We start from the raw sequence: 20,223 nt of genomic DNA, 5'->3' as shown, positions 1-20,223 counted from the left end.
ATGAAACTACATAAAGAATCAAAAGGGACCTTGGTCGTTGCAATTTTGTTCATTGCATTTATAGCAGCCGTATCCATTTATTATTTAGAATTATGGTCTTTGGTTATTCTAATTCCACTTTTAGTAATGTTGGGATTGATTTTCTGGTTTTTCAGAGTTCCAACAAGAGCCATTCTTGATCATACAGAAAATGTGGTTGCACCGGTGGATGGGAAAGTCGTGATGATAAAAGAAGTTATTGAAGACGAATTCATCAAAGATAAATGCATTCAGGTTTCGATTTTTATGTCACCGCTTAATGTTCATATTTGCCGTTATCCGGTAAGTGGAGATGTTATCTATAAAAAATACCATCCAGGAAAATATCTGGTGGCTTGGCACGAGAAATCCTCGACTGAAAACGAAAGAACAACAGTTGCAGTAAAAAGTTTGACCAATCATCAAGTTGTTTTTCGTCAGATTGCAGGTTACGTGGCAAGAAGGATTGTTTTCTATTGTAATGTTCAGGACGAGGCAAAAGCTGGTCATGAATTTGGTTTCATCAAGTTCGGTTCCAGAATGGACGTTTTCCTTCCATTGGATACAGTGATCCTTTGCAAAATCGGAGACAAAACGAAAGGTGGAATAGACGTTATCGCAAGAATGAGAGATTAATTTCTTATCAATATAAATTTAAAAGAGGCTTAATTATTAAGTCTCTTTTTTTGTTTCATCCCGAAAATTGACAGTTTAGTCAGAGTTTTTCACCATTCGGACTCATATTTTTTTAATTAATATTTCATCAATATAATTTTGAGGCATAATTAAAAATCAAAACAATGAAAACATCAGTATTCTTTTCACTATTCCTTATCTTGTTGTCCATTTTTTCCAAAGCTCAGATGGATGATAAATTCTATCAGCCGAAAAAAGAAATGAAACCTTTGGAATTCAAAAACATCGAAAACATCAGTTTGCCTGTTGAAAGAGACACCATCACTGCAGTCGTTTTGAAGCCTGAATCAAAATCAATCAAGAAAACAATTATATTTTTTCACGGCGCAGCAGGTAATATTTCAACTTACCAATATATCACCAAGCCATTGGTAGAAAATGGATTCCAAGTTGTAATGGTCGACGTAAGAGGTTACGGAAAGTCAAGTGGAAAACCAACCCATCTGAATGTGGCAGAAGACGGTCAAAAAATGTTTGATTATCTGTTGGCCAGAAAAGATGTTCAAAGCACAAAAATCTATCTGTATGGCGCTTCTCTGGGTTCTCAGATTGCAACGCACTTGGCAAAAGAAAATCCAACAAAGATTTCTGGATTGATTGTGGATGGCGGAATGTCGTCTTTCACAGATATCGCGATCCATTTTGCGCCTCAATACAAGGAAATGATTGAGAAAGCCTTGATTTCACCTTACTCAGCAAAGGAAGATGTGAAAGCTTTGAGTAATGTTCCAAAACTTTTCATCTACAGCAAAGGCGATTCAACAGTTCCGTTTGAGCAAGGACAATTGATTTACACCAACGCGCCCGAACCAAAACAGTTCATCGAGTTTTCCGGAGAACACATCCAGGCAATGGTCGTGGACAAAAGTAGAATCGTAGCTGCTATCGAAAAGTTATAATAAAAAAGGAAACCTTAATGGGTTTCCTTCTTCTTTTTAGCTGATTTTTTTCTTTAAATTATTAGCTTACCCAATTATCAAATGACTTTATTCTTGTCCACTTCCTATTTGTTTTTTTATAAATTGCTGTATTTCCACCACCATACAAGGGACCGCAAGACATCGAATACTGAACTATACAGAACGTTTTATTTTCATTAAAAAAGGGAACAGAGAAAGTTCTAATACATTTGTCGTTATAACGTTTATGGAATTCATTCCAAAAATCCCCAGTCTTAATTTGGTGTATTTTGTAAAGTTCTTCGTCGTTAGTATATTGTAGTTTTTTCTTTATTCTGTTTTTATTAAATGTGAAATTAGATAGAGCTTTATCTTGCTGTAAGTAATAAGCAGAATCTTTTTGTAAAAAGATAGAATCATATTCTAAACTGATTCCAAAATTTGGAGGTGGAGGCGGTTCATCACTATTTTTATTTTTGTTCTCCAAATAAATATTTTTAGCAGAAATATTATAAACGTAGTTATTAGTAAAATCTTTATTAATGCCCATTAAGCTATCATCTTTGAGTTCATCAGAAATCAACTGATTCAAAACTTCATATTTTAAGCCAATAGTTTCATCTTTGATTGTAGCTTCAGGTTTCGGGGAATTCTTTTTACAAGAAACTAATAAAAGTAGAACAAGCAATACATAATTTTTCATAGTTTAAAAGTACAAAAAAAGGAAACCTCAATGGGTTTCCTTCTTCTTTTTAGCTGATTTTTTCGTCAGCTTTTTAGGCATTTTAGATTTCACAAACTGCTCTCTATCCTTAATGAATTCAAGCATTTCCTTATTATAAGAGAATTGTTTTGCTTCCTTCAAAAACTTCAAAGCATTCGCAAAACTTCCTCTAATCTCAGAAAGCAACGCTCTGTAAAACCATAAAATCGATTTATCAATTCCTTTTATCTTTAAAGAATAATTGATTAGTTTTTCCGCTTCCTGCAAATCTTCGTTATCCAAAAGACATTTGATATAATATTTTGGTGTATTCAGATTCGTGACATCACATAGCATTGCTTCTTCGAAATAGAGTTTTGCTTTTTCATAATCGTTGAGCATTTCGCTGTAGATTCTTCCCATCAGACAAAGCGAATCTGCATCTTCAGGATCGTATGAAAGCGCATAGTTCAACGCTTCCAAACAATCTGGCAAGCTGTAAGGGTAATTATCTAAAGCTTCGAAATAATATTTACTTTTAGTTAAGGTCATTTCTGTAGTTTTTTAATTCATTTTTCAGTTGATTTCTTTCTTTTTTGAAAGATTTTTCCTGATGATTCTTTTTAAAATCGGTTCCCGAGAATGTCCGAATAGGATTTCCTATCTGAACATTCAAATGATTGTTCCACGTTTCCTGCATTTGTTTTTCCAATTGTTGAATGTGAAATTCCATCACTTTTTCTTTTAATCTGATGATGGAAATCTTCTTATTCTCCAGTTGCGAACGGGAATCCTGCACGAAAACACTTTGTCCCGTTGTCAGATAAGTTGCACGAACTGCGGTTTCTACTTTATTCACGTTTTGTCCGCCACTTCCCTGACTTCTCGCCGTCTGAAACTGAATTTTCTTTTCATTAAATTCAATTTTCTCCAATCCATCCAGTTCAAAAATCCCGATAAACCAATTGCTTCGTTTATGAAATTTTCTGAAAGTGCTTTTCCCAATCCAAAGAATGCTTCCAAGCCAGTTTTTCAGAAATTCATTGACTTCTTTTCCTTTTAAAAGTAAGGTTGCTGATTTCAAAGTCAGATTTTCATCGCCATTTTCACGGTGGATGATTTCGTAACCGATTTTATTTTGTTTTGCTTCCTCAAGGAAGACCTTTAGAACTTTGGCAACGACCCATTGACATTCCAAAGGCCCTCTTCCCGAGGTGATTTGTATTATTTTGTCCATTGTTTTTTAGGAGCTTAATCCCGCTTTCCGCTGTATCTTTTTTCGCCAACGCTTTTTTCAAGCCCACGCAAAAAAAAAGGATGCCGCTTCAATCGGGGCTATGGTTTTTCTCCTTTTTATTACTATTTGTTATAAATTATTTAATGATTTTCTAAAGAATTAAAATGCTAGTATTTAACACCCAACATCCCGTATCCAACATCAATCATTATTTATCCATCTTCACAATTCGAGGTTGGAAAGTTCCGAGAATATCGACCAATTCGCTTTGTCCATTCATCACTTCATTGATGTCTTTGTACGCCATCGGTGCTTCCTCAGCATTTCCGCCCATCAAGGTTACATTTTTGAGTTTCAATTCTTTTTTAATGTCATTTTGAGTGAAACGGTTTCTGCATTCTCCTCTCGAAAAAGCTCTTCCCGCTCCGTGTGAAGCCGAGTTCAGTGAATCCGGATTTCCTTTTCCACGAACAATGAAACCTTTTGCCGTCATAGAACCGGGAATCATTCCCAATTCGTTTTCATTGGCTGGAGTTGCGCCTTTTCGGTGAACAATCACTTCTTTTCCGTTATGAATTTCTTTCCACGCAAAGTTGTGATGGTTTTCGATTCTGGCTTTCACTCTTCCGCCGACCGCTTTCACCAATCTTCTGTGAATGTCGTCGTGACAAGCCGAAGCATAATCTCCCGCGAGATTCATAGCCGTCCAGTATTCTAAACCGAGATGCGTATTCAAATCCAGCCAGGCGAAATTTTGCGCTTCTTTTGGTAGCGGACATTGTTCGGTCGCCACTCTCGAATAATACTGAGCGATTTCTGCTCCCAATCCACGCGAACCGCTGTGTGAAAGTATTCCGAGGTATTTTCCTTTTGGAAGATTGATTTGTTTGTCCTCTTCCGTAATTTCCACTTCCCCGAATTCCACAAAGTGATTTCCACCGCCGGAACTTCCCATTTGTTTGATGGCTTTTCCTTTTAACCTTCTCAAAATCGGAATTAAACCGAACGTATCTCTGTCGAAAATTTCGTGGTCGACGTGAGATTTGTGCGTTTCGTACATCCCGAATTTCGTGTGTTCGGCAAGCGCTTTTTCATATTTGTTTCTTGCACCGTCGAGATATGAAATTGGTGTATCCAAAATACTTAGGCTCATTCTGCAACCAATATCCATCCCTACTCCATAAGGAATCACTGCATTTTCTACGGCCAAAACTCCACCGATTGGAAGTCCGTAACCACTGTGTGCATCGGGCATCAAAGCGCCTTGCGTTGCAATTGGCAGTTTCAGTGCGGTGTACAATTGGTTTTTTGCTTCATCTGAAATATTGTTTCCGAAAATCTGAAATGAAGCCCGGTTGGTATTGAGCATTCTTTTTTCGGTTTTCTTTGATGAAAGCAAAGCTTCCGCGATTTGTCCGAAGGTTAAATCTTTTTCGAAGTTCTCCGGATTTTGCTGAATTTCCTTGAGAAGAGATTTCACATAATGTATATTTTTGGTTGCAAAATTTCTTTTCATCACTTCCAAAGCGATGTTGATGCTCTGGTTGTTTGGATAGCCTAATTTTAATATATCTTTTCCTTTTAGTTTTAAATTTCCCATTTTTTTATATAATTGATGAATGATGAGAGATAAATGATATTCTCACATCGATTTTTTTTCAACTAATATTTTAGTTGATTTGATTTTTGTCGGAATTTTCTATTTTCTGACAAATGTTGATTTGGAGCTGAAATACCTAGCCCCGATTGCAGTGGAAATCCTTTTTTTTTGCGTTGGCTTGATAAAAGCGAGGGCAAAAAAAGATTGCAACGGAAAGCGGGAAATAGCTCCTAAAAAATTGATTTCGGGGAAATGTTGAGTTTGAAATATGGCGCAATAAAAAACCCGAAATCTTACGACTTCGGGTTTTGATATTTCATTATACTGTTGTTCTAAGAAGGTACCAAATCACGAAGCCTCGCCTTTGCAAAAGGCAATCCTACTGATGTATGTTGATTGTATTTGAACATTGCTTCGTTGTTATTTTTGTTGGTTGAACTTGATTTTCAGGTGCAAAGATATTATTTTTTTTGAATTGGCAAATTTTATTTTTTAAATGGTTAAATATTTTAGCTGATTAAAGCTTCGTATTTTTTTCGGTTGTCAATCAAAATCCATAGATTGATAAAAAATAGAACGGCTGCAATTCCTATTCCTGGAGGAGCCGGCGCAACCGTACAATTGTGCAACAAAATTCCAATCATTACAGGGAGAATAATAATGGCACCCAGCGCTCTTGTTTTTGGAAGGATGAAAAGCAGACCTCCAACTATTTCTACAATTCCGACCAATGGTAATAGCCAAGGAAGTTTCATAATAGCTTCAAAAGCCTGTTTTGCATCGTCAGGCATATCTTCCGGCATTGGCATATAGTGGAAGAACTTGTCCAGTCCGGCGTTGATGAACATTAAACCGAAAAGGAGGCATAGGATAAATTTGACGTATTTCATAGTTTGTAAATTTTATAGTTATTTTTTTATTTCTACAGATTCATTTTCCTGAAGCGGTCTTTTACTACCAAACTGCGTTGCAAAAAGAAAAGCCAAAACAGCCAGACAAACCAGCAAAGCGGCTATTACGATGAAGATCTTTTTGCGCAAAGTAAGCTTGGGAATGTATGACACCAAAAATATTAGGATGACCAATAAAATTACAAATAGTGCGGTAATTCCCATATATTATTTTGATATTTATTTGTTATTTGAAATTATTTAACGAATTTAATAAAAATATGAATTGAATGTTAAAATAAAAATCCGTCGGAGAAAATTTCCCGGACGGATTGATAATTAGAAGATGAAGCTAATTTATATTTTACTTCAAAGCGATTTCTACCACTTCGCTCATATTGGTTACATAGTTGACTTTCAAATGTTTAAGGTAGTCTTTTTTGATTTCCTCCACATCTTTTCTATTCGCCTCGCAAAGGATGACTTCTTTGATTCCTGCTCTGGTTGCAGCGAGTAATTTTTCTTTGATTCCACCAACTGGAAGAACTTTTCCACGAAGTGTAATTTCGCCAGTCATTGCAAGATGAGGTTTCACTTTGATGTTCTTGTAACTTGAAACCATCGAGGTCAACATTGCAATTCCGGCAGATGGACCATCTTTTGGTGTTGCGCCTTCTGGAACGTGAACGTGGATGTTTTTCTTTTCGATGTCGTCTTCAGAAATGCCTAATTCTTCGTAATGTGCTTTGATGAATTCCAACGCGATTGTTGCAGATTCTTTCATTACATTTCCGAGATTTCCGGTCATTGTCAAAGCGCCTTTTCCTTTGGATAGAATACTTTCAATAAAGAGAATATCACCACCAACACTTGTCCACGCTAAACCTGTTACCACGCCGGGAACATCAGTGATTTCGGCCAAAGTTTTCGGTCTTGGAACACCAAGTATTTCATCGACTTTATCAATAGAGATTTTCGGGTCGAAGTCTTTTTCCATCGCAATCTGAAGTGCCACCCAACGGGCGATTCCTGCAATTTTTTTCTCCAAAGTTCTCACGCCACTTTCAGAAGTGTGTGCATCAATGATATGTTTCAGTTCCGGGTTTCCGAGTTTCAGATATTTCGCGTCCAAACCATTTTCTCGCAATTGTTTTTTGATCAAATGTCGTTTAGCGATTTCCACTTTTTCTTCCAAAGTGTAACCAGCAATGCTGATGATCTCCATTCTGTCCAAAAGCGGACGTTGCACGGTAGAAAATGAATTGGCCGTTGCAATGAACATCACTTTTGAAAGGTCATAACCTAATTCTAGGAAATTATCGTAGAAATTGTTATTCTGTTCTGGGTCAAGAACTTCCAACAAAGCTGAACTTGGGTCGCCGTGAGCACCTTGGCCGAGTTTATCAATTTCATCAAGCACAATTACAGGATTGGATGTTCCGGATTTTTTGATAGACTGGAGAATTCTTCCCGCCATCGCACCGATGTAGGTTTTTCTGTGTCCGCGGATCTCGCTTTCGTCGTGTAAACCACCAAGAGAAACACGCACATATTTTCTACCGAGTGCGTCGGCCACAGATTTCCCAAGTGAGGTTTTCCCAACACCTGGAGGACCTACCAAACAAAGGATTGGCGACTTCATATCGTTCTTAAGTTTTAGAACAGCAATGTGTTCCAAAATTCTTTTCTTGATATCTTCCAGCCCAAAATGTTCTTTATCCAAAAGCTTTTCCGCTTTATTCAAATCGAAGGCATCTTTGGAATAATGTTCCCAAGGAAGATCGGTGAAAAAGTCCAGATAATTACGCTGCACGTTGTAATCCGGCGAGCTGGAATGTTGTCTGGAAAGACGTTGTAATTCTTTTTCAAAATGTTTTTCTACATCGTCACTCCATTTCAGCTTTGAAGCTTTTTTACGGAATTCGTCTGCGTCAGATTCTGCGCCGCCGCCCAATTCGTCTTGGATGGTGCGGATCTGCTGATTTAGGAAATATTCGCGCTGTTGCTTATCCAGGTCTTTACTGGTTTTCTGATGGATCTGGTTTTTGAGTTCCAAGTGACGGAAATCGTCGTGCATCATTTCGTACAGATTTTTTGCACGTCCAATCAGTGTTTTTTCGTCGAGTAAACGCTGTTTTTTGTCTGATGAAAAATTACCATTAGCCGAAACAAAATTCAACAAATCCTCTTGTCCATCAATGTTTTTGATGGCGAATTGAGCTGCGTTAGGAATGTTCGGGTCAATATTGATGATTTTCTCCGCAAGGTCTTTGATATTGTCCATCAAGGCGGAGAATTCTTCTTTATCTTTTGGCTGCGTATCTTTTTGTTTTGTGATCTCAGCAAGAAAATACGGTTCATTTGAAACAAATTTCTTTACTCTGAATCTCTGAACACCTCTCGTGATCGCAGTGATATTACCTTCCGGAAGTGTAATGATCTTCAGGATTTTTGCCAAAGTTCCAACCGTATAAAGGTCTTTTTCTGACGGATTTTCTTCGTTGGGATTTTTTTGACTGATGATTCCCACAAGTTTATTTTCTCTTTGGGCATCCTCCAAAAGCTTTTTTGATTTTTCTCTTCCAGCAGTAATAGGGGTGATCACTTTCGGGAACATCACCATATTTCTTACGGGAAGAATTGGGAAAACAGTTTGGGTTTTGTCGGCTTCGTGATTGCCAAGTTCATCCAGATTGATTTCTTCTGCTACAATCCCGAAACCTTCATCAAGAATCTCTTCAAAGTTGATATTATCAAATTCTGTCATAGTATATTGAATGACATAATGTCATTAATCTTAATTGATATAAAAATCATTCCTCAATTTTAACGGAGAAACAATACTGTTTTAAACGAATCTATAATTTCGCAAGAGATGTGCCATTAGGAAAAGCAATACAATTTGTCATAGTTCGTTCATTAATTAAAATTAGTGCTAATGAAGTATTTTGCAATTATTTTGTTCATCTTGATTTCCTGTGGGAAAAGCACTGAAAAACAAACATTAGAAAATTTCGATTTAGAGAAATTAGATGTTTTTAATAACGAAGAGATTAACATCTTCATTCAAAGTTTTTTATTAAATCAAGAACCCAATCAAAAAGAAGATTTGCTAAGCGATATAAATTTTACAAAATATATTGGGAATAATTTGACAAAAGATTCTTTGATTTTAAATGAAAAAAATCTACGAATGGTTTCACAGAAGGAACTAGATTCTTTGATTTCAAAAGAAGATTGGAAGTTTATTAGAAAGCAAATTAATGACAACAGGGATTATTTGATTGATAAAAAATTTTTCAAACAAAAGGTTCTTGATTTCGATTCATTAAAAATAGAAAACGAAAAATACACGAAAAATACAGTTAAAATAACAGATTCTCTAAAGAAAATAAATATGGCTGCTGCAAAAGAATATGTTAAACAAAGCGACTTAGAATATTTAAAATTCACTAAAAAATTCACTCCAATTTTACATATAGATAAGCCATTATTTACCAAAGATAAAAAATTAGTGATTTTTTCTTATTCAACTTATTCTGGTCCACTCAGCGCATTTTCCGAAACTGCTATTTATGAATTTCGAGATAAAAAATGGAGAAAGATAAAATCAGTCAGAATGATGATTAGTTAATCTTTAAACCAACATTCTCTGCGCTTTTTTCACACCTTCTACCAGAATATCAATTTCTTCCAAAGTATTGTAAACTGCAAAACTTGCACGGACGGTTCCGGCGATGTTGAAGAAATCCATAATCGGTTGGGTGCAATGGTGTCCTGTTCTCACGGCGATTCCTAGTTTGTCGAGAATCATTCCAGTATCAGAAGCAATTCCTGCGCCTTCCAAGTTGAAGGAAACTACGCCCGTTCTGTTTGCTTTTTCACCATAGATTTTAATGCCTTCTAATTCCAGAAGTTTTTTCTGAGCGTAATTCAGAAGGTCATTTTCGTGGTTTTGAAGATTTTGATGACCAATTTCTTCAATAAAATCTACCGCTGCGCCGAGAGCGATGTTACCACCAACATTCGGCGTTCCAGCTTCGAATTTGAAAGGTAAACCTGCGTAAGTGGTTTTCTCGAAACTGCAGACTGCAATCATTTCGCCGCCGCCGTGGAAAGGATGAAGGTTTTCAAGCACGGATTCTTTCCCGTAAAGAATTCCTGTTCCCATTGGCGCGTACATTTTGTGTCCTGAGAAGACAAAGAAATCACAATCCAGTTTCTGAACATCAATTTTGAAATGTGGTGCAGATTGTGCACCGTCAATCAAAACGTAAGCGTTGGAAAGTCTTCTTGTTTTTTCAATGATTTCTTCGATGGGATTGATGATTCCCAAAGCGTTAGATACCTGGTTTACAGAGACTATTTTTGTTTTTTCGTTCAGCCATTCGTCCAAAACATCGATTTGAAGGATTCCGTTTTCGTCCATTGGGATGACGCGGAGTTTTGCGCCGGTTCTTTCGCAAAGCATCTGCCACGGAACGATGTTGGAATGATGCTCCAAATAAGAAATGATGATTTCGTCGTTTGGCTTGATTTGATTGGTTAAAGCATAAGCTACGAGATTGATTCCTTCCGTCGTTCCTTTGGTGAAAATCACTTCGTAGTCGTGTTTTGTATTGATGAAACGTTGGATCTTCTGTCTGGAAAGTTCCATCTCTTCCGTTGCTAATTGACTCAATGTGTGGATGCCACGATGCACATTGGCGTTGATGGTTTCGTAATATTGTTCCCAAGTTTTGATGACTGAAATTGGTTTTTGGGAAGTTGCCGCGTTGTCCAGATAAACTAATGGTTTGCCGTTGACTTCTTGGTTCAGGATTGGAAATTGGGCTCTTATATGATTGATGTCGAACATTTTAAATTAGATGTTAGATGTTAGATGTTAGAATTTAGACCAATGGGAAAACTCTTAAAAATATGATTAGACGTTGAATCTTTGCAGCCCGACTTGAGCGGAAATCCTTTTTTGTGGCTGGAAAAGCCTTGGCAAAAAGATTGGGAGCGGAAGGCGGAAATAGCTGCCCAAATAATTTAGCTTATAAAATGACTTGATTATTTAGAATGCGTCAAAGTTACGGCAAATTTTATTATATTTTTCGATGTTAAATATTTATAAAATAAGTCTAATTCTTGCTTCTTGGAATAATAATTGACTATTTTTGGACAATTCATTTATTAACAAATAAATACCAAACTATGTCATTCGAATTACCAAAACTTAGTTATGCGTACGATGCGTTGGAGCCAACCATCGATGCAAAAACAATGGAAATCCACCACTCAAAACACCACCAGGCGTATGTGGACAATCTTAATAACGCAATCGCAGGAACAGAACTTGAAGGGAAATCTATTGAAGAAATCCAAAAAACGGGAACTGACAAACCAGCAGTAAGAAATAATGGAGGTGGACACTTCAACCACTCACTTTTCTGGGAACTTCTGACGCCAGGCGGCAGCAAAGAGCCAGTTGGAAATGTGAAAGCTGAAATCGAGAAAATCGGTGGTTTTGATAAATTCAAAGAAGATTTTTCTACAGCTGCGAAAACTAGATTCGGTTCTGGTTGGGCTTGGTTGGTGAAAAATTCTGATGGTTCTGTAGTTGTATCTTCTACGCCAAATCAGGACAATCCACTAATGCCGGTTGCTGACGTAAAAGGAACTCCGATTCTTGGATTGGATGTTTGGGAGCACGCTTATTACCTTAATTATCAAAACAAAAGACCAGACTATGTGACTGCGTTTTTTGATGTGATAAATTGGGATAAAGTAGAAGAACTTTACAATAAATAATTTTTCATAGAATTATATTGAGAAACCCATCAGAAATTATCTGATGGGTTTTTTTTATGGATTGATGGATGACTTTTATTTGGAAACGGAATTGTCAATAATATCTTTGACAACAGGTTTTGGAAAATCGTGCTTCGTTTCTTTCGCTTTCTCAGCATCCAATTTCGCTTTTTCCTTGTCCAATTTTTCCTGCTCTGCTTTTGCGATTTTCGCCAAACTGTCTTGTTCTTTTTTAATGGCAACAGCATTTATTTTTGCCATCACAGCTTCGGAAGTTGCACCAGGCCCGAACGAGTCGATAGCTGTTGTATCATAAGTGATCTGTGGTGCTGCATCCAGATTGTCGGAATTGTTCAAAACCGGTGTTTCCTTGGAGCAGGCAGAAAGTACAATCAAAACACTTGGAAGTATCAATTTTTTCATAACAATTTTAATTTTATTCAATTAAAAATTCGGCAAGAACAGGGAAGTGGTCAGAGATCTCTACGCTTCTGTCCACCTTGTAACTGATTGGCTTTATTGATTTTGAAGAGAAAATGTGATCGATTTTCATTGGGAATTTGAAGTCGTGAAAACTGGTTCCACTTCCTTTTCCAACTTTCAGAAAATCGTCGTCCAGATCTTCGGAAACTTTGTAATATTCATAAGAGTTTGGAACCGCATTGAAATCACCTCCAACGATGATCGGATGCGGCGACTTATCAATAAAATCCTTGATCAGATCGATCTGGGTCTGGTGTTTTTTGAAGGTCGGAACCAATTTATGTATAAGCTTTTTTGCTTTTTCTTCATTCCTATCCATATCATCCGTCGGTTTCACCATTTTCTTATCAAGGAAAAAAGGCTCCATATAAACATTGACAAATCTGATGATTTTTCCATTGATCTTGATATCAGCATAAAGACACATTCCGGTGCTGACATCGGTTTTCACTTCACCACTTTCGATGATCGGAAATCTGGATTGGATCTTCACAATCGGGCGACTGTTTTCAAAATACTGGAATCCATCCAAAGGTTTTTTGTTGTCATATTCCTGAAAGAAAACAACATCGGCATTTTCTTTATTAATGAAATCGTATATATTACCATCACCAAAATGACCAAATTTCCCATTGAGCGATATCAGTTTCAAATTGGGGTTTTCCTTTTTAGTTGGCGTAAAGTTGACCCAACGTCTTGTCGGAGTGATGAAACATAAAGACAGAACCAAGAAAACGGCGGCTCTTTTTTTCCAACTGGCAATCCAAAATATCAATAACAAAATATTGATGATGATCAAAATCGGAAATCCTAGCGACAGGAGATTCAGCATTCCGAAAACACTTGGCGGAATGTAAGCGTTCATTATCGACCCAAAAAGAAGAGCGATAATGACGATATGAAAAACCGTTAAAATAAATCTGATGATTCCCATCTATTGGATCCGGTCTCGGTTCTTTTTGAAATTGAGCACAAACAAATAACCAATCAGTGCGCCACCAAGATGTGCAAAATGGGCAATATTATCGCCACTGAATTGTCTCAGTCCTAAAAATATGGAAACGGCAATGATGATCGGTGTCAGATATTTTGCCTTGATAGGAAAAGGAATGAACATAAACATCAATTTTGCGTCTGGAAATAAGGTCGAAAAAGCAGCAATGATTCCGAAAATTGCACCTGAAGCACCAACCATTGGTGTTTTCAGAATGACGAAGAGTTTTTGAGCAGCGTCTCTCACCGCTTCTGAATTAGAATTAATTGGCATCTCTCCAGAATAATTGTTGTCAGCGTATTTATAAATCTCATGAATGTCAAAAGCCTGGCTTTTCAAGAAACTCGTCAATTGGCTGACTTCGTAATAATTCCAAATATTATACAAAGCAAAACCGCCCAAACCAGCGGCAAAATAGAGAATGATAAATTTCTTCTGTCCTAAAACCTGCTCCAAAACTGGCCCAAAACTATAAAGTGTGAACATGTTGAAGACAATATGCATAATGCTTCCGTGCATGAACATATGGGTAACAATCTGCCAAGATCTGAAGTTGGGAGACAATGGAAAATACCCTGCCAGCAAAGGCTCAAGATTAATATTAGTAAGCAGAAAAGTTGCCGCAAAGAATATCACATTCAGAATGATGATATTTCGCGTCACTGGTGTTATTTGAGGAAACATAATTTAAAATTTGTTTTTAAAGTCGTCAAATGGCACTTCCATCCAACATTTTTTACTATTCACGGTATATTGCGGAAATCCAAGGTCGATAAAATCTTTGACCAATTGTTCCACTTCGGTTTTATAAATGAAATCAAATTTGGATTTTGTTTTTAGCTTGATCCATTGATATTCAAAATATTTAGAGAATTCGTCTTCGGTTCGGTATTCCAAAACTTCGAAGATCTTTTCGAGGAATTTGATGACCTGAGATTCCTTCAAAGCTTCCGGAACAGTTTCGATTCTTAGGACGTTTTCCTGAGCCAAGGTCATTTCAAAACCAAAATCCGGCAGATACTTTTTGATGGATTTGTATTTGTTTTTCTCGATCTCGTTCAAATGATACTCTAAAGAAAATAACAGACTTTGACCTGCTTTTTTAGTTGGTAGATTTTCCTGATGCGATGACATGATTACGCGGTGCATTCTACCAAGGTCCAGCATATAAGTCAATCCGTCTTTGTTCAAAAGCCAATAACCGTTTGGTAATCGGAAAAGATCCTCATCCAGATCATCATCTTCAAAAAGATTGATTTTTGATGGCGCTGCTTCTGTGGTCTGATAGAGTTCGGCCAGATTGATTCGTTCTTCGTCTGTCGTTTTTTCCACAGAAAAAGGATTGAAATCTCTACTAACATTAATAGCTGATGGTGACGGCGCACTGTAATTACTTTTACTCGGCGCAAAGAAAGCTTCCATTTTCGGATCTCTTTCGAAATCGAGACTTGGCGCCACATTGTAAATTCCCAGAGAACGTTTAATCGTCGATCTCACCAAAGCGAAAATCAAAGCTTCGTCTTCGAACTTCACTTCTGTTTTCTGAGGATGGATATTAACATCGATTTTCTCAGGATCCATTTCCAGATAAAGAAAAAACGACGGAATGTAACCAGGTTGCAAAAGTCCTTCAAACGCTTCCTGAACGGCTTTGCTGAGATAAGCGCTTCGGAAAAATCTGCCATTCACGAAGAAGAATTGTTCGCCTCGTGTTTTTTTTGCACCTTCTGGTTTTGCCACATAACCGTGAAGATGAACCCAGCCAAGATCTTCCTTGATGGGAATCAAAAGTGGTTGCAATTTCCGACCGAAAACATCCACAATCCTTTGCATTTGACCGCCTTTTCTCAGTTTGAAAACAGGTTCGTCGTTGTGGAACATTTCGAATTCGATATTTTCGTGAGCCAAAGCAACACGCTGGAATTCATCAATGATATGACGGAATTCTACATTGTCATTCTTAAGGAATTTCCGTCTCGCAGGAACATTGTAAAATAAATTCTTGACGGAAAAGTTAGAACCTTCAACGGTTTGAATCGGATCTTGAAATTGAAAAAGTCCACCTTCGATGTAAATATTAGTTCCGACAGGCGAGTCTTTCTGTTTTGTTTTCAATTCAACTTGCGCAACCGCAGCGATGGATGCTAATGCTTCGCCTCGAAAACCTTTGGTGGCAATCTTAAAAATATCTTCGGTAGAGCGGATCTTTGAAGTGGCGTGGCGTTCAAACGCTAATCTTGCGTCAGTTTCAGACATTCCGATGCCGTTGTCCACAACTTGAAGCAGATTTTTTCCGGCGTCACGAATGATGAGCTGGATTTTACTGGAACCTGCATCCACAGAATTTTCCAAAAGTTCCTTCACGATGGAAGCCGGTCTTTGCACCACTTCTCCAGCAGCGATCTGATTGGCAACGTGATCCGGTAAAAGCTGAATGATATCTGACATTTCTACGATTGAACTTGTAAAAATAAGGATAACAATCGAGGGGTAAAAGTTAAATAATTATAAAGAAGCTGGGAAAATAATGATAATTTTGACTTTCAGATAATTAATCACATCGATGAAAAGAGATCTCTATATTGATTTTGCCAAAGGACTGGCGACCATTTCCATTATTTTTATCCACACGGCTTTCTGGAGCGGACAATTTTACATTCCGACGGAAGTTCGGGTTTTCTCTTTGGTCTTTGATGTCGCGCTATTTTATGCACTGAGTGGAATCACTTCAGGGAATAATATCGAGAAAACACTTTACAGATTATTGAAGTTGCAGATCACCTATATGATTTTCGTGACGTTTCTCTTTTTCCTAGATTACTTTTTCAAGGTTTTTGGACTCACATTTTTCTCGTTTGAATGGTTGAAGGATTTCTATTCCACTTTTGGAACCAAGTATGTTCCATCAAGTATTTCATCGGAACCGCAGTGGCAGGTTTTGGGAAATTGGTACTTGCACGAGTATTCCAACTGTGATACTTTTCCTGTGGTGATGGGAAGTTTTTGGTATCTGAAAGTGTATTATATTTTGACTGTTTTAGGGGTATTAATTTTAAAATTCTTTCCGAAACACATCAATTGGTTTATTGGAGTTTGCGTTGTTTTAACTTTGATATTCAATGTTTTTCCTCATTATTATCCGAATGGACAAGGTGGTTACGTCGCATTTTATATGGCTGTTTTTCTTATTGCTAACAGAATGAAAGGTAAAACAATCTCAACCAAAATGATTCCCATTCTGTATGGACTGGTTGCAGTTGCGCTGGTTTGGATGTTCTGGAATTATGGAGGTGATATTTTCTATAAGATCAATAAACAAAAGTTCCCACCAAAAATTCCGTACATCATTTGGACCTTATTCTCATTGGTTACGCTTTTCGTTTTCTATAACCGATTGAAGATCACGAAACCAAATTTCATAACCAATGTAGGACAAAACGCGATCTTCTTTTATTTCGCCCAAGGAATGAGTTCGTCTTTAATCTATTTCCTTGTTGTTCCTTTGAAAGATTCGATGAGTTGGTGGTTGTTGGTTTTGATCATTTATCCGCTCAATATTTTATTGGCCTACCTGATTTCGATTGGTTTGAAGAAAATAGATGATCTTGGCTGGAAAGTCTTGCAGTTTTTGAGAGAGAAAACAGCTTCAAAGAATACATAAAAAAAGCGCTCCTAAAAGCGCTTTGTCAATATTTTAATCATTTCTCTTCCTTCCGCTCATAGCCACAATCGCGACGATGACGATAAGCACGACTCCACCTATGATCCAATAGGTCGGATTGGTTTGCCATTCTTCTGTAGAAGTAGTCACGTTAGTTGTTTTAACGACCGCTGAATCCTGTGCAAAAGTCAATGCTGAAGAGAAGATTGCTAAAAAGCTAAAAAGAAATAATTTAGCATGATTGGTAATAGTTGAATTTTTCATAATTTTATTATTTGATTGTTGAAGGATTTTCAATATGTGTGCCAAATGTCAATTTAGTTGATTGTTTTAGTCCTCTACGTTAATTGAATCCGAAAATTATTTTTTAATCAATAAAATATTTAATAAGAAACAATCAAATCCTTATTTTTACAAAAAATATAAAATGTTCCGTCTCAAACTTCTTACAGACCCACGTTGGGCAAATATTGCCGAAGATAATTTAGAAGAGATCCTTACCGATCACGCTTGGTGCGAGCAAAAAGCTGCAACCAACGCGATTGGCCTAATTACAATGGTTCCAGAACATACCGATATGGTAACTGAGCTTTTGGCAATTGCGCAAGAGGAGTTGGACCACTTCAACCAAGTTCATGAGATTATCAAAAAAAGAGGTGGTGTTTTGGGAAGAACTCGTAAAGACGATTACGTCAATGACTTAATCAAATTTTTAGTAAAAGGTGGACATCGTGACGAACAGATCATTGACAAAATGCTTTTCGCAGCGATGATCGAGGCAAGAAGTTGCGAGCGTTTCAAAGTTTTGACAGAAAATATCAAGGACGAGGAACTGAAACAATTTTATCACGACCTGATGGTTTCTGAAGCCAATCATTACACAACATTCATCGGGTTTGCCAGAGAATTGGGCGATCCGGAAAAAGTGAACAAACGTTGGGAAGAATGGTTGGAATATGAGGCCAACATTATGAAATCCTACGGAAACAAAGAAACCATCCACGGCTAAAATGTACAGAAGCCCTAACGATTATCTTCGACTCTTTATACGGTCCTTCATTCAAGGATTGATCATCATTGGTCCTTTTGCCATCACGGTTTGGGTCATCTGGAGCGTGGTCTTCAGCATCGATAATCTGGTGCCTTCTGTTTCGGAAAAATTTCCGGGATTGATATTTTTTATCGTCATCTTCGGAACCACTTTTATTGGATTTTTCGGGAACAAATTCATTATCGGAAGACTCATTGTTGACGGTTTGGATTATGTTTTGGAACATATTCCGGGAATCAAATTTCTGTACACTTCTTTGAAAGACGTTTTAGGATCTTTCGTTGGTGACAAGAAAAAATTCAATGTTCCGGTTTGGGTCAAAACCAATGAAACACCGGAGATCTGGCGTATCGGATTTCTGACGCAAGCCGATATGTCCGTTGTCGATCTAGAGCAGATGATCGCCGTTTATCTGCCACATTCCTACGCCGTTTCTGGCTGGGTCATTATTACAAAATATACTAACGTAAAGGAAGTTACTGGAATGAGCGCTGCTGAGGCTATGAAATTTGCTGTTAGCGGAGGTGTTGCTGGATTCCATTCAGACGACAACGTTTTCAAAGCACCGGAGTAGTTTCATGAATGATAATTGATGGATGATAATTGATTTCTTACTAGTTATTGTTTGTCATTCTAAATATCAGCAATTTACATTGGGTTTTTCCATTGTGGTTTGTTGTTAATCAATTATCAATATAAAAGATCATTTATCTATTATTAATCATCATTTATATTTATCATGAAATTACCTTACGCAGAACCATTTAGAATCAAAATGGTCGAAGAAATATACCAATCCACACAAGAACAACGCGAAGAATGGCTCAAAAAAGCCGATTATAACTTGTTCAATCTCAGAAGTTCCCATGTTTTCATCGATTTGCTGACAGACAGCGGAACGGGCGCCATGAGCGACAAACAATGGGGCGCATTGATGATAGGCGACGAAAGTTATGCTGGCTCAAGATCATTCGAAGCGTTGCAAAGCACGGTTGAAAGAATTACCGGATTTCCTTATCTATTACCAACACACCAAGGACGAGCGGCGGAAAATGTCCTTTTCTCAGTCATGGTAAAAGAAGGTGACATTTGCCCAGGAAATTCCCACTTCGACACCACAAAAGGTCACATCGAATTTAGAAAAGCACACGCCATAGATTGTACAATTGATGAAGCTTTTGATATCGAAGACCTTCATCCTTTCAAAGGCAATATCGATCTTGAAAAATTAGAAGCTGTTTACAGTTCTCATCCGAAAGAGCAGGTCCCGTTTTGTTTGATCACGATCACTTGTAATTCTTCTGGCGGACAACCTGTTTCTTTAGAAAATATCAAAGCTGTAAGAGCATTATCAGACCAATACGGAATTCCGGTTTTGTTTGACTCTGCTAGATTTGCAGAGAATGCTTATTTCATCAAAAAAAGAGAGAAAGGTCAGGAAAATAGAACGATTAAAGAAATCTGCAAAGAGATTTTCTCCTATGGCGACGGAATGACCATGAGTTCCAAAAAAGATGGTTTGGTAAACATCGGTGGATTTATCGCTTTGAAAAATAGAGAAATATTTGAACAAGCTTCCAACTTTACGATCATTTACGAAGGTTTCATCACTTATGGCGGAATGGCCGGAAGAGATATGTCAGCATTGGCAACAGGTTTGGATGAAGCGACAGAATTTCCTTATCTGGAAAGCAGGATCTCGCAAGTGGAATATCTTGGAAATAAACTAATGGAAGCAGGAATTCCGGTTCAAAAACCAATTGGCGGACATGCTGTTTTCATAGATGCGCTCAACTTCTTACCGAATATCAAACGAGAAGAATTCCCTGCCCAGACTTTGGCCATCGAGCTTTACAAAGAAGCCGGAATCCGAGGTGTAGAAATTGGAACTTTGTTGGCTGACCGTGATCCGGAAACCAGAGAGAACCGTTATCCGAAATTAGAATTGTTAAGATTGGCAATCCCGAGACGAACGTACACAAACAATCACATGGATTATGTTGCAGCTGCGGTTGTCAATGTTTTTGAAAGACGAAATGAGATTACAAAAGGTTACAAGATCACCAAGGAATTAGCCCTTCTGAGACACTTCACAGTCCAGTTGGATAAGATATAATTAAAACAAAAAAGAGAGCAATTTGCTTAGTCATGGTCGTAAGCAAATTCCGACCCTTTTTTATGTTTTAAAGACTTTA

At 37.4% G+C, this 20,223-nt stretch carries 21 protein-coding genes; 8 read left to right on the top strand and 13 right to left on the bottom strand.

What is annotated here, in order from left to right; translation table 11 throughout:
• Both AXA65_RS12805 and AXA65_RS12800 read left to right on the top strand, forming a co-directional pair.
• Positions 1-654 (top strand): phosphatidylserine decarboxylase family protein, encoded by a 654-nt coding sequence (locus AXA65_RS12805; protein ID WP_063970488.1) that lies wholly within the window; start codon positions 1-3, stop codon positions 652-654.
• A gap of 164 nt (positions 655-818) precedes the next feature.
• The gene (locus AXA65_RS12800) at positions 819-1,613 is read left to right on the top strand and encodes an alpha/beta hydrolase (RefSeq protein ID WP_063970487.1); all 795 of its coding nucleotides are present in this window, start codon (positions 819-821) and stop codon (positions 1,611-1,613) included.
• A gap of 61 nt (positions 1,614-1,674) precedes the next feature.
• Here the strand turns inward: AXA65_RS12800 and AXA65_RS12795 are convergent, their stop codons facing one another.
• From AXA65_RS12795 to lon, 7 genes are all read right to left on the bottom strand, one after another.
• Positions 1,675-2,316, bottom strand: a complete 642-nt coding sequence (locus AXA65_RS12795) for a hypothetical protein (protein WP_063970486.1) — start codon at positions 2,314-2,316, stop codon at positions 1,675-1,677.
• Positions 2,317-2,343: 27 nt separating this feature from the next.
• Positions 2,344-2,868: a tetratricopeptide repeat protein gene (locus AXA65_RS12790; protein ID WP_063970485.1), complete on the bottom strand. Its 525-nt coding sequence runs from the start codon at positions 2,866-2,868 to the stop codon at positions 2,344-2,346.
• Positions 2,855-3,553 carry a peptide chain release factor H gene (prfH, locus tag AXA65_RS12785; RefSeq protein ID WP_063970484.1) on the bottom strand — a complete coding sequence of 233 codons (699 nt, stop codon included), beginning with the start codon at positions 3,551-3,553 and terminating at the stop codon, positions 2,855-2,857. Before prfH ends, AXA65_RS12790 begins: the two co-directional genes overlap by 14 nt.
• Positions 3,554-3,761: 208 nt before the next feature.
• Positions 3,762-5,153, bottom strand: coding sequence for an RtcB family protein (locus AXA65_RS12780; RefSeq protein WP_063970483.1), 1,392 nt, complete (start codon positions 5,151-5,153; stop codon positions 3,762-3,764).
• A 509-nt stretch (positions 5,154-5,662) separates the two neighbouring features.
• Positions 5,663-6,043 carry a DoxX family protein gene (locus AXA65_RS12770; RefSeq protein WP_063970481.1) on the bottom strand — a complete coding sequence of 127 codons (381 nt, stop codon included), beginning with the start codon at positions 6,041-6,043 and terminating at the stop codon, positions 5,663-5,665.
• A gap of 18 nt (positions 6,044-6,061) precedes the next feature.
• Positions 6,062-6,268 carry a hypothetical protein gene (locus AXA65_RS12765; RefSeq protein WP_063970480.1) on the bottom strand — a complete coding sequence of 69 codons (207 nt, stop codon included), beginning with the start codon at positions 6,266-6,268 and terminating at the stop codon, positions 6,062-6,064.
• A gap of 139 nt (positions 6,269-6,407) precedes the next feature.
• Positions 6,408-8,810, bottom strand: a complete 2,403-nt coding sequence (gene lon / locus AXA65_RS12760; protein WP_063970479.1) for an endopeptidase La — start codon at positions 8,808-8,810, stop codon at positions 6,408-6,410.
• A 171-nt stretch (positions 8,811-8,981) separates the two neighbouring features.
• Between lon and AXA65_RS12755 the strand changes: the two genes are divergently transcribed.
• Complete coding sequence (locus AXA65_RS12755) at positions 8,982-9,677, top strand: hypothetical protein (protein ID WP_063970478.1); 696 nt, start codon at positions 8,982-8,984, stop codon at positions 9,675-9,677.
• Between the two features lie 3 nt (positions 9,678-9,680).
• Here the strand turns inward: AXA65_RS12755 and AXA65_RS12750 are convergent, their stop codons facing one another.
• On the bottom strand, positions 9,681-10,901 hold the full coding sequence (locus AXA65_RS12750; protein WP_063970477.1) for an aminotransferase class V-fold PLP-dependent enzyme: 1,221 nt from the start codon (positions 10,899-10,901) through the stop codon (positions 9,681-9,683).
• 341 nt (positions 10,902-11,242) lie between these two features.
• Here AXA65_RS12750 and AXA65_RS12745 point away from each other — a divergent pair, with 341 nt between their 5' ends.
• The gene (locus AXA65_RS12745) at positions 11,243-11,839 is read left to right on the top strand and encodes a superoxide dismutase (protein ID WP_063970476.1); all 597 of its coding nucleotides are present in this window, start codon (positions 11,243-11,245) and stop codon (positions 11,837-11,839) included.
• A gap of 75 nt (positions 11,840-11,914) precedes the next feature.
• Here AXA65_RS12745 and AXA65_RS12740 read toward each other — a convergent pair whose 3' ends face one another.
• From AXA65_RS12740 to mutL, 4 genes are read right to left on the bottom strand one after another with little or no spacing between them, the layout of a single operon-like run.
• Positions 11,915-12,262 carry a hypothetical protein gene (locus AXA65_RS12740; protein ID WP_131797816.1) on the bottom strand — a complete coding sequence of 116 codons (348 nt, stop codon included), beginning with the start codon at positions 12,260-12,262 and terminating at the stop codon, positions 11,915-11,917.
• A 13-nt stretch (positions 12,263-12,275) separates the two neighbouring features.
• Positions 12,276-13,256 (bottom strand): endonuclease/exonuclease/phosphatase family protein, encoded by a 981-nt coding sequence (locus tag AXA65_RS12735; RefSeq protein ID WP_063970474.1) that lies wholly within the window; start codon positions 13,254-13,256, stop codon positions 12,276-12,278.
• The gene (locus AXA65_RS12730) at positions 13,257-14,000 is read right to left on the bottom strand and encodes a rhomboid family intramembrane serine protease (RefSeq protein WP_063970473.1); all 744 of its coding nucleotides are present in this window, start codon (positions 13,998-14,000) and stop codon (positions 13,257-13,259) included. It lies immediately after the preceding gene.
• A gap of 3 nt (positions 14,001-14,003) precedes the next feature.
• The gene (gene mutL / locus AXA65_RS12725; RefSeq protein WP_063970472.1) at positions 14,004-15,764 is read right to left on the bottom strand and encodes a DNA mismatch repair endonuclease MutL; all 1,761 of its coding nucleotides are present in this window, start codon (positions 15,762-15,764) and stop codon (positions 14,004-14,006) included.
• 115 nt (positions 15,765-15,879) lie between these two features.
• On the opposite strand from mutL, the gene AXA65_RS12720 reads away from it, so the two are divergent.
• Positions 15,880-16,977: an acyltransferase family protein gene (locus AXA65_RS12720; protein ID WP_063970471.1), complete on the top strand. Its 1,098-nt coding sequence runs from the start codon at positions 15,880-15,882 to the stop codon at positions 16,975-16,977.
• A 33-nt stretch (positions 16,978-17,010) separates the two neighbouring features.
• Here AXA65_RS12720 and AXA65_RS12715 read toward each other — a convergent pair whose 3' ends face one another.
• On the bottom strand, positions 17,011-17,241 hold the full coding sequence (locus tag AXA65_RS12715) for a hypothetical protein (RefSeq protein WP_063970470.1): 231 nt from the start codon (positions 17,239-17,241) through the stop codon (positions 17,011-17,013).
• 163 nt (positions 17,242-17,404) lie between these two features.
• On the opposite strand from AXA65_RS12715, the gene AXA65_RS12710 reads away from it, so the two are divergent.
• The 3 genes from AXA65_RS12710 to AXA65_RS12700 all read left to right on the top strand — a co-directional run bounded on the left by AXA65_RS12710 (position 17,405) and on the right by AXA65_RS12700 (position 20,144).
• On the top strand, positions 17,405-17,986 hold the full coding sequence (locus AXA65_RS12710; RefSeq protein WP_063970469.1) for a tRNA-(ms[2]io[6]A)-hydroxylase: 582 nt from the start codon (positions 17,405-17,407) through the stop codon (positions 17,984-17,986).
• A gap of 1 nt (position 17,987) precedes the next feature.
• The gene (locus AXA65_RS12705) at positions 17,988-18,602 is read left to right on the top strand and encodes a DUF502 domain-containing protein (protein WP_063970468.1); all 615 of its coding nucleotides are present in this window, start codon (positions 17,988-17,990) and stop codon (positions 18,600-18,602) included.
• Positions 18,603-18,767: 165 nt separating this feature from the next.
• Positions 18,768-20,144 carry a tryptophanase gene (locus AXA65_RS12700; RefSeq protein ID WP_063970467.1) on the top strand — a complete coding sequence of 459 codons (1,377 nt, stop codon included), beginning with the start codon at positions 18,768-18,770 and terminating at the stop codon, positions 20,142-20,144.
• The last annotated feature ends 79 nt before the right edge of the window (positions 20,145-20,223 follow it).

Source organism: Chryseobacterium sp. FP211-J200 (assembly GCF_001643375.1).
In the GTDB taxonomy this organism is placed as follows: domain Bacteria; phylum Bacteroidota; class Bacteroidia; order Flavobacteriales; family Weeksellaceae; genus Epilithonimonas; species Epilithonimonas ginsengisoli.
The sequence above is the reverse complement of the archived record's forward strand: the minus strand, read 5'-3'. Positions and strand labels throughout refer to the sequence as shown.

What these genes read in the sequence shown, in the direction of transcription:
- AXA65_RS12765 (WP_063970480.1), bottom strand. Translation starts at nt 6,268, where the DNA reads ATGGGAATTACCGCACTATTTGTAATTTTATTGGTCATCCTAATATTT.
- AXA65_RS12735 (WP_063970474.1), bottom strand. Translation starts at nt 13,256, where the DNA reads ATGGGAATCATCAGATTTATTTTAACGGTTTTTCATATCGTCATTATC.
- AXA65_RS12705 (WP_063970468.1), top strand. Translation starts at nt 17,988, where the DNA reads ATGTACAGAAGCCCTAACGATTATCTTCGACTCTTTATACGGTCCTTC.
- AXA65_RS12750 (WP_063970477.1), bottom strand. Translation starts at nt 10,901, where the DNA reads ATGTTCGACATCAATCATATAAGAGCCCAATTTCCAATCCTGAACCAA.
- mutL (WP_063970472.1), bottom strand. Translation starts at nt 15,764, where the DNA reads ATGTCAGATATCATTCAGCTTTTACCGGATCACGTTGCCAATCAGATC.
- AXA65_RS12790 (WP_063970485.1), bottom strand. Translation starts at nt 2,868, where the DNA reads ATGACCTTAACTAAAAGTAAATATTATTTCGAAGCTTTAGATAATTAC.
- AXA65_RS12755 (WP_063970478.1), top strand. Translation starts at nt 8,982, where the DNA reads ATGAAGTATTTTGCAATTATTTTGTTCATCTTGATTTCCTGTGGGAAA.
- lon (WP_063970479.1), bottom strand. Translation starts at nt 8,810, where the DNA reads ATGACAGAATTTGATAATATCAACTTTGAAGAGATTCTTGATGAAGGT.
- AXA65_RS12800 (WP_063970487.1), top strand. Translation starts at nt 819, where the DNA reads ATGAAAACATCAGTATTCTTTTCACTATTCCTTATCTTGTTGTCCATT.
- AXA65_RS12740 (WP_131797816.1), bottom strand. Translation starts at nt 12,262, where the DNA reads ATGAAAAAATTGATACTTCCAAGTGTTTTGATTGTACTTTCTGCCTGC.
- prfH (WP_063970484.1), bottom strand. Translation starts at nt 3,553, where the DNA reads ATGGACAAAATAATACAAATCACCTCGGGAAGAGGGCCTTTGGAATGT.
- AXA65_RS12780 (WP_063970483.1), bottom strand. Translation starts at nt 5,153, where the DNA reads ATGGGAAATTTAAAACTAAAAGGAAAAGATATATTAAAATTAGGCTAT.
- AXA65_RS12720 (WP_063970471.1), top strand. Translation starts at nt 15,880, where the DNA reads ATGAAAAGAGATCTCTATATTGATTTTGCCAAAGGACTGGCGACCATT.
- AXA65_RS12710 (WP_063970469.1), top strand. Translation starts at nt 17,405, where the DNA reads ATGTTCCGTCTCAAACTTCTTACAGACCCACGTTGGGCAAATATTGCC.
- AXA65_RS12715 (WP_063970470.1), bottom strand. Translation starts at nt 17,241, where the DNA reads ATGAAAAATTCAACTATTACCAATCATGCTAAATTATTTCTTTTTAGC.
- AXA65_RS12730 (WP_063970473.1), bottom strand. Translation starts at nt 14,000, where the DNA reads ATGTTTCCTCAAATAACACCAGTGACGCGAAATATCATCATTCTGAAT.
- AXA65_RS12745 (WP_063970476.1), top strand. Translation starts at nt 11,243, where the DNA reads ATGTCATTCGAATTACCAAAACTTAGTTATGCGTACGATGCGTTGGAG.
- AXA65_RS12770 (WP_063970481.1), bottom strand. Translation starts at nt 6,043, where the DNA reads ATGAAATACGTCAAATTTATCCTATGCCTCCTTTTCGGTTTAATGTTC.
- AXA65_RS12700 (WP_063970467.1), top strand. Translation starts at nt 18,768, where the DNA reads ATGAAATTACCTTACGCAGAACCATTTAGAATCAAAATGGTCGAAGAA.
- AXA65_RS12795 (WP_063970486.1), bottom strand. Translation starts at nt 2,316, where the DNA reads ATGAAAAATTATGTATTGCTTGTTCTACTTTTATTAGTTTCTTGTAAA.
- AXA65_RS12805 (WP_063970488.1), top strand. Translation starts at nt 1, where the DNA reads ATGAAACTACATAAAGAATCAAAAGGGACCTTGGTCGTTGCAATTTTG.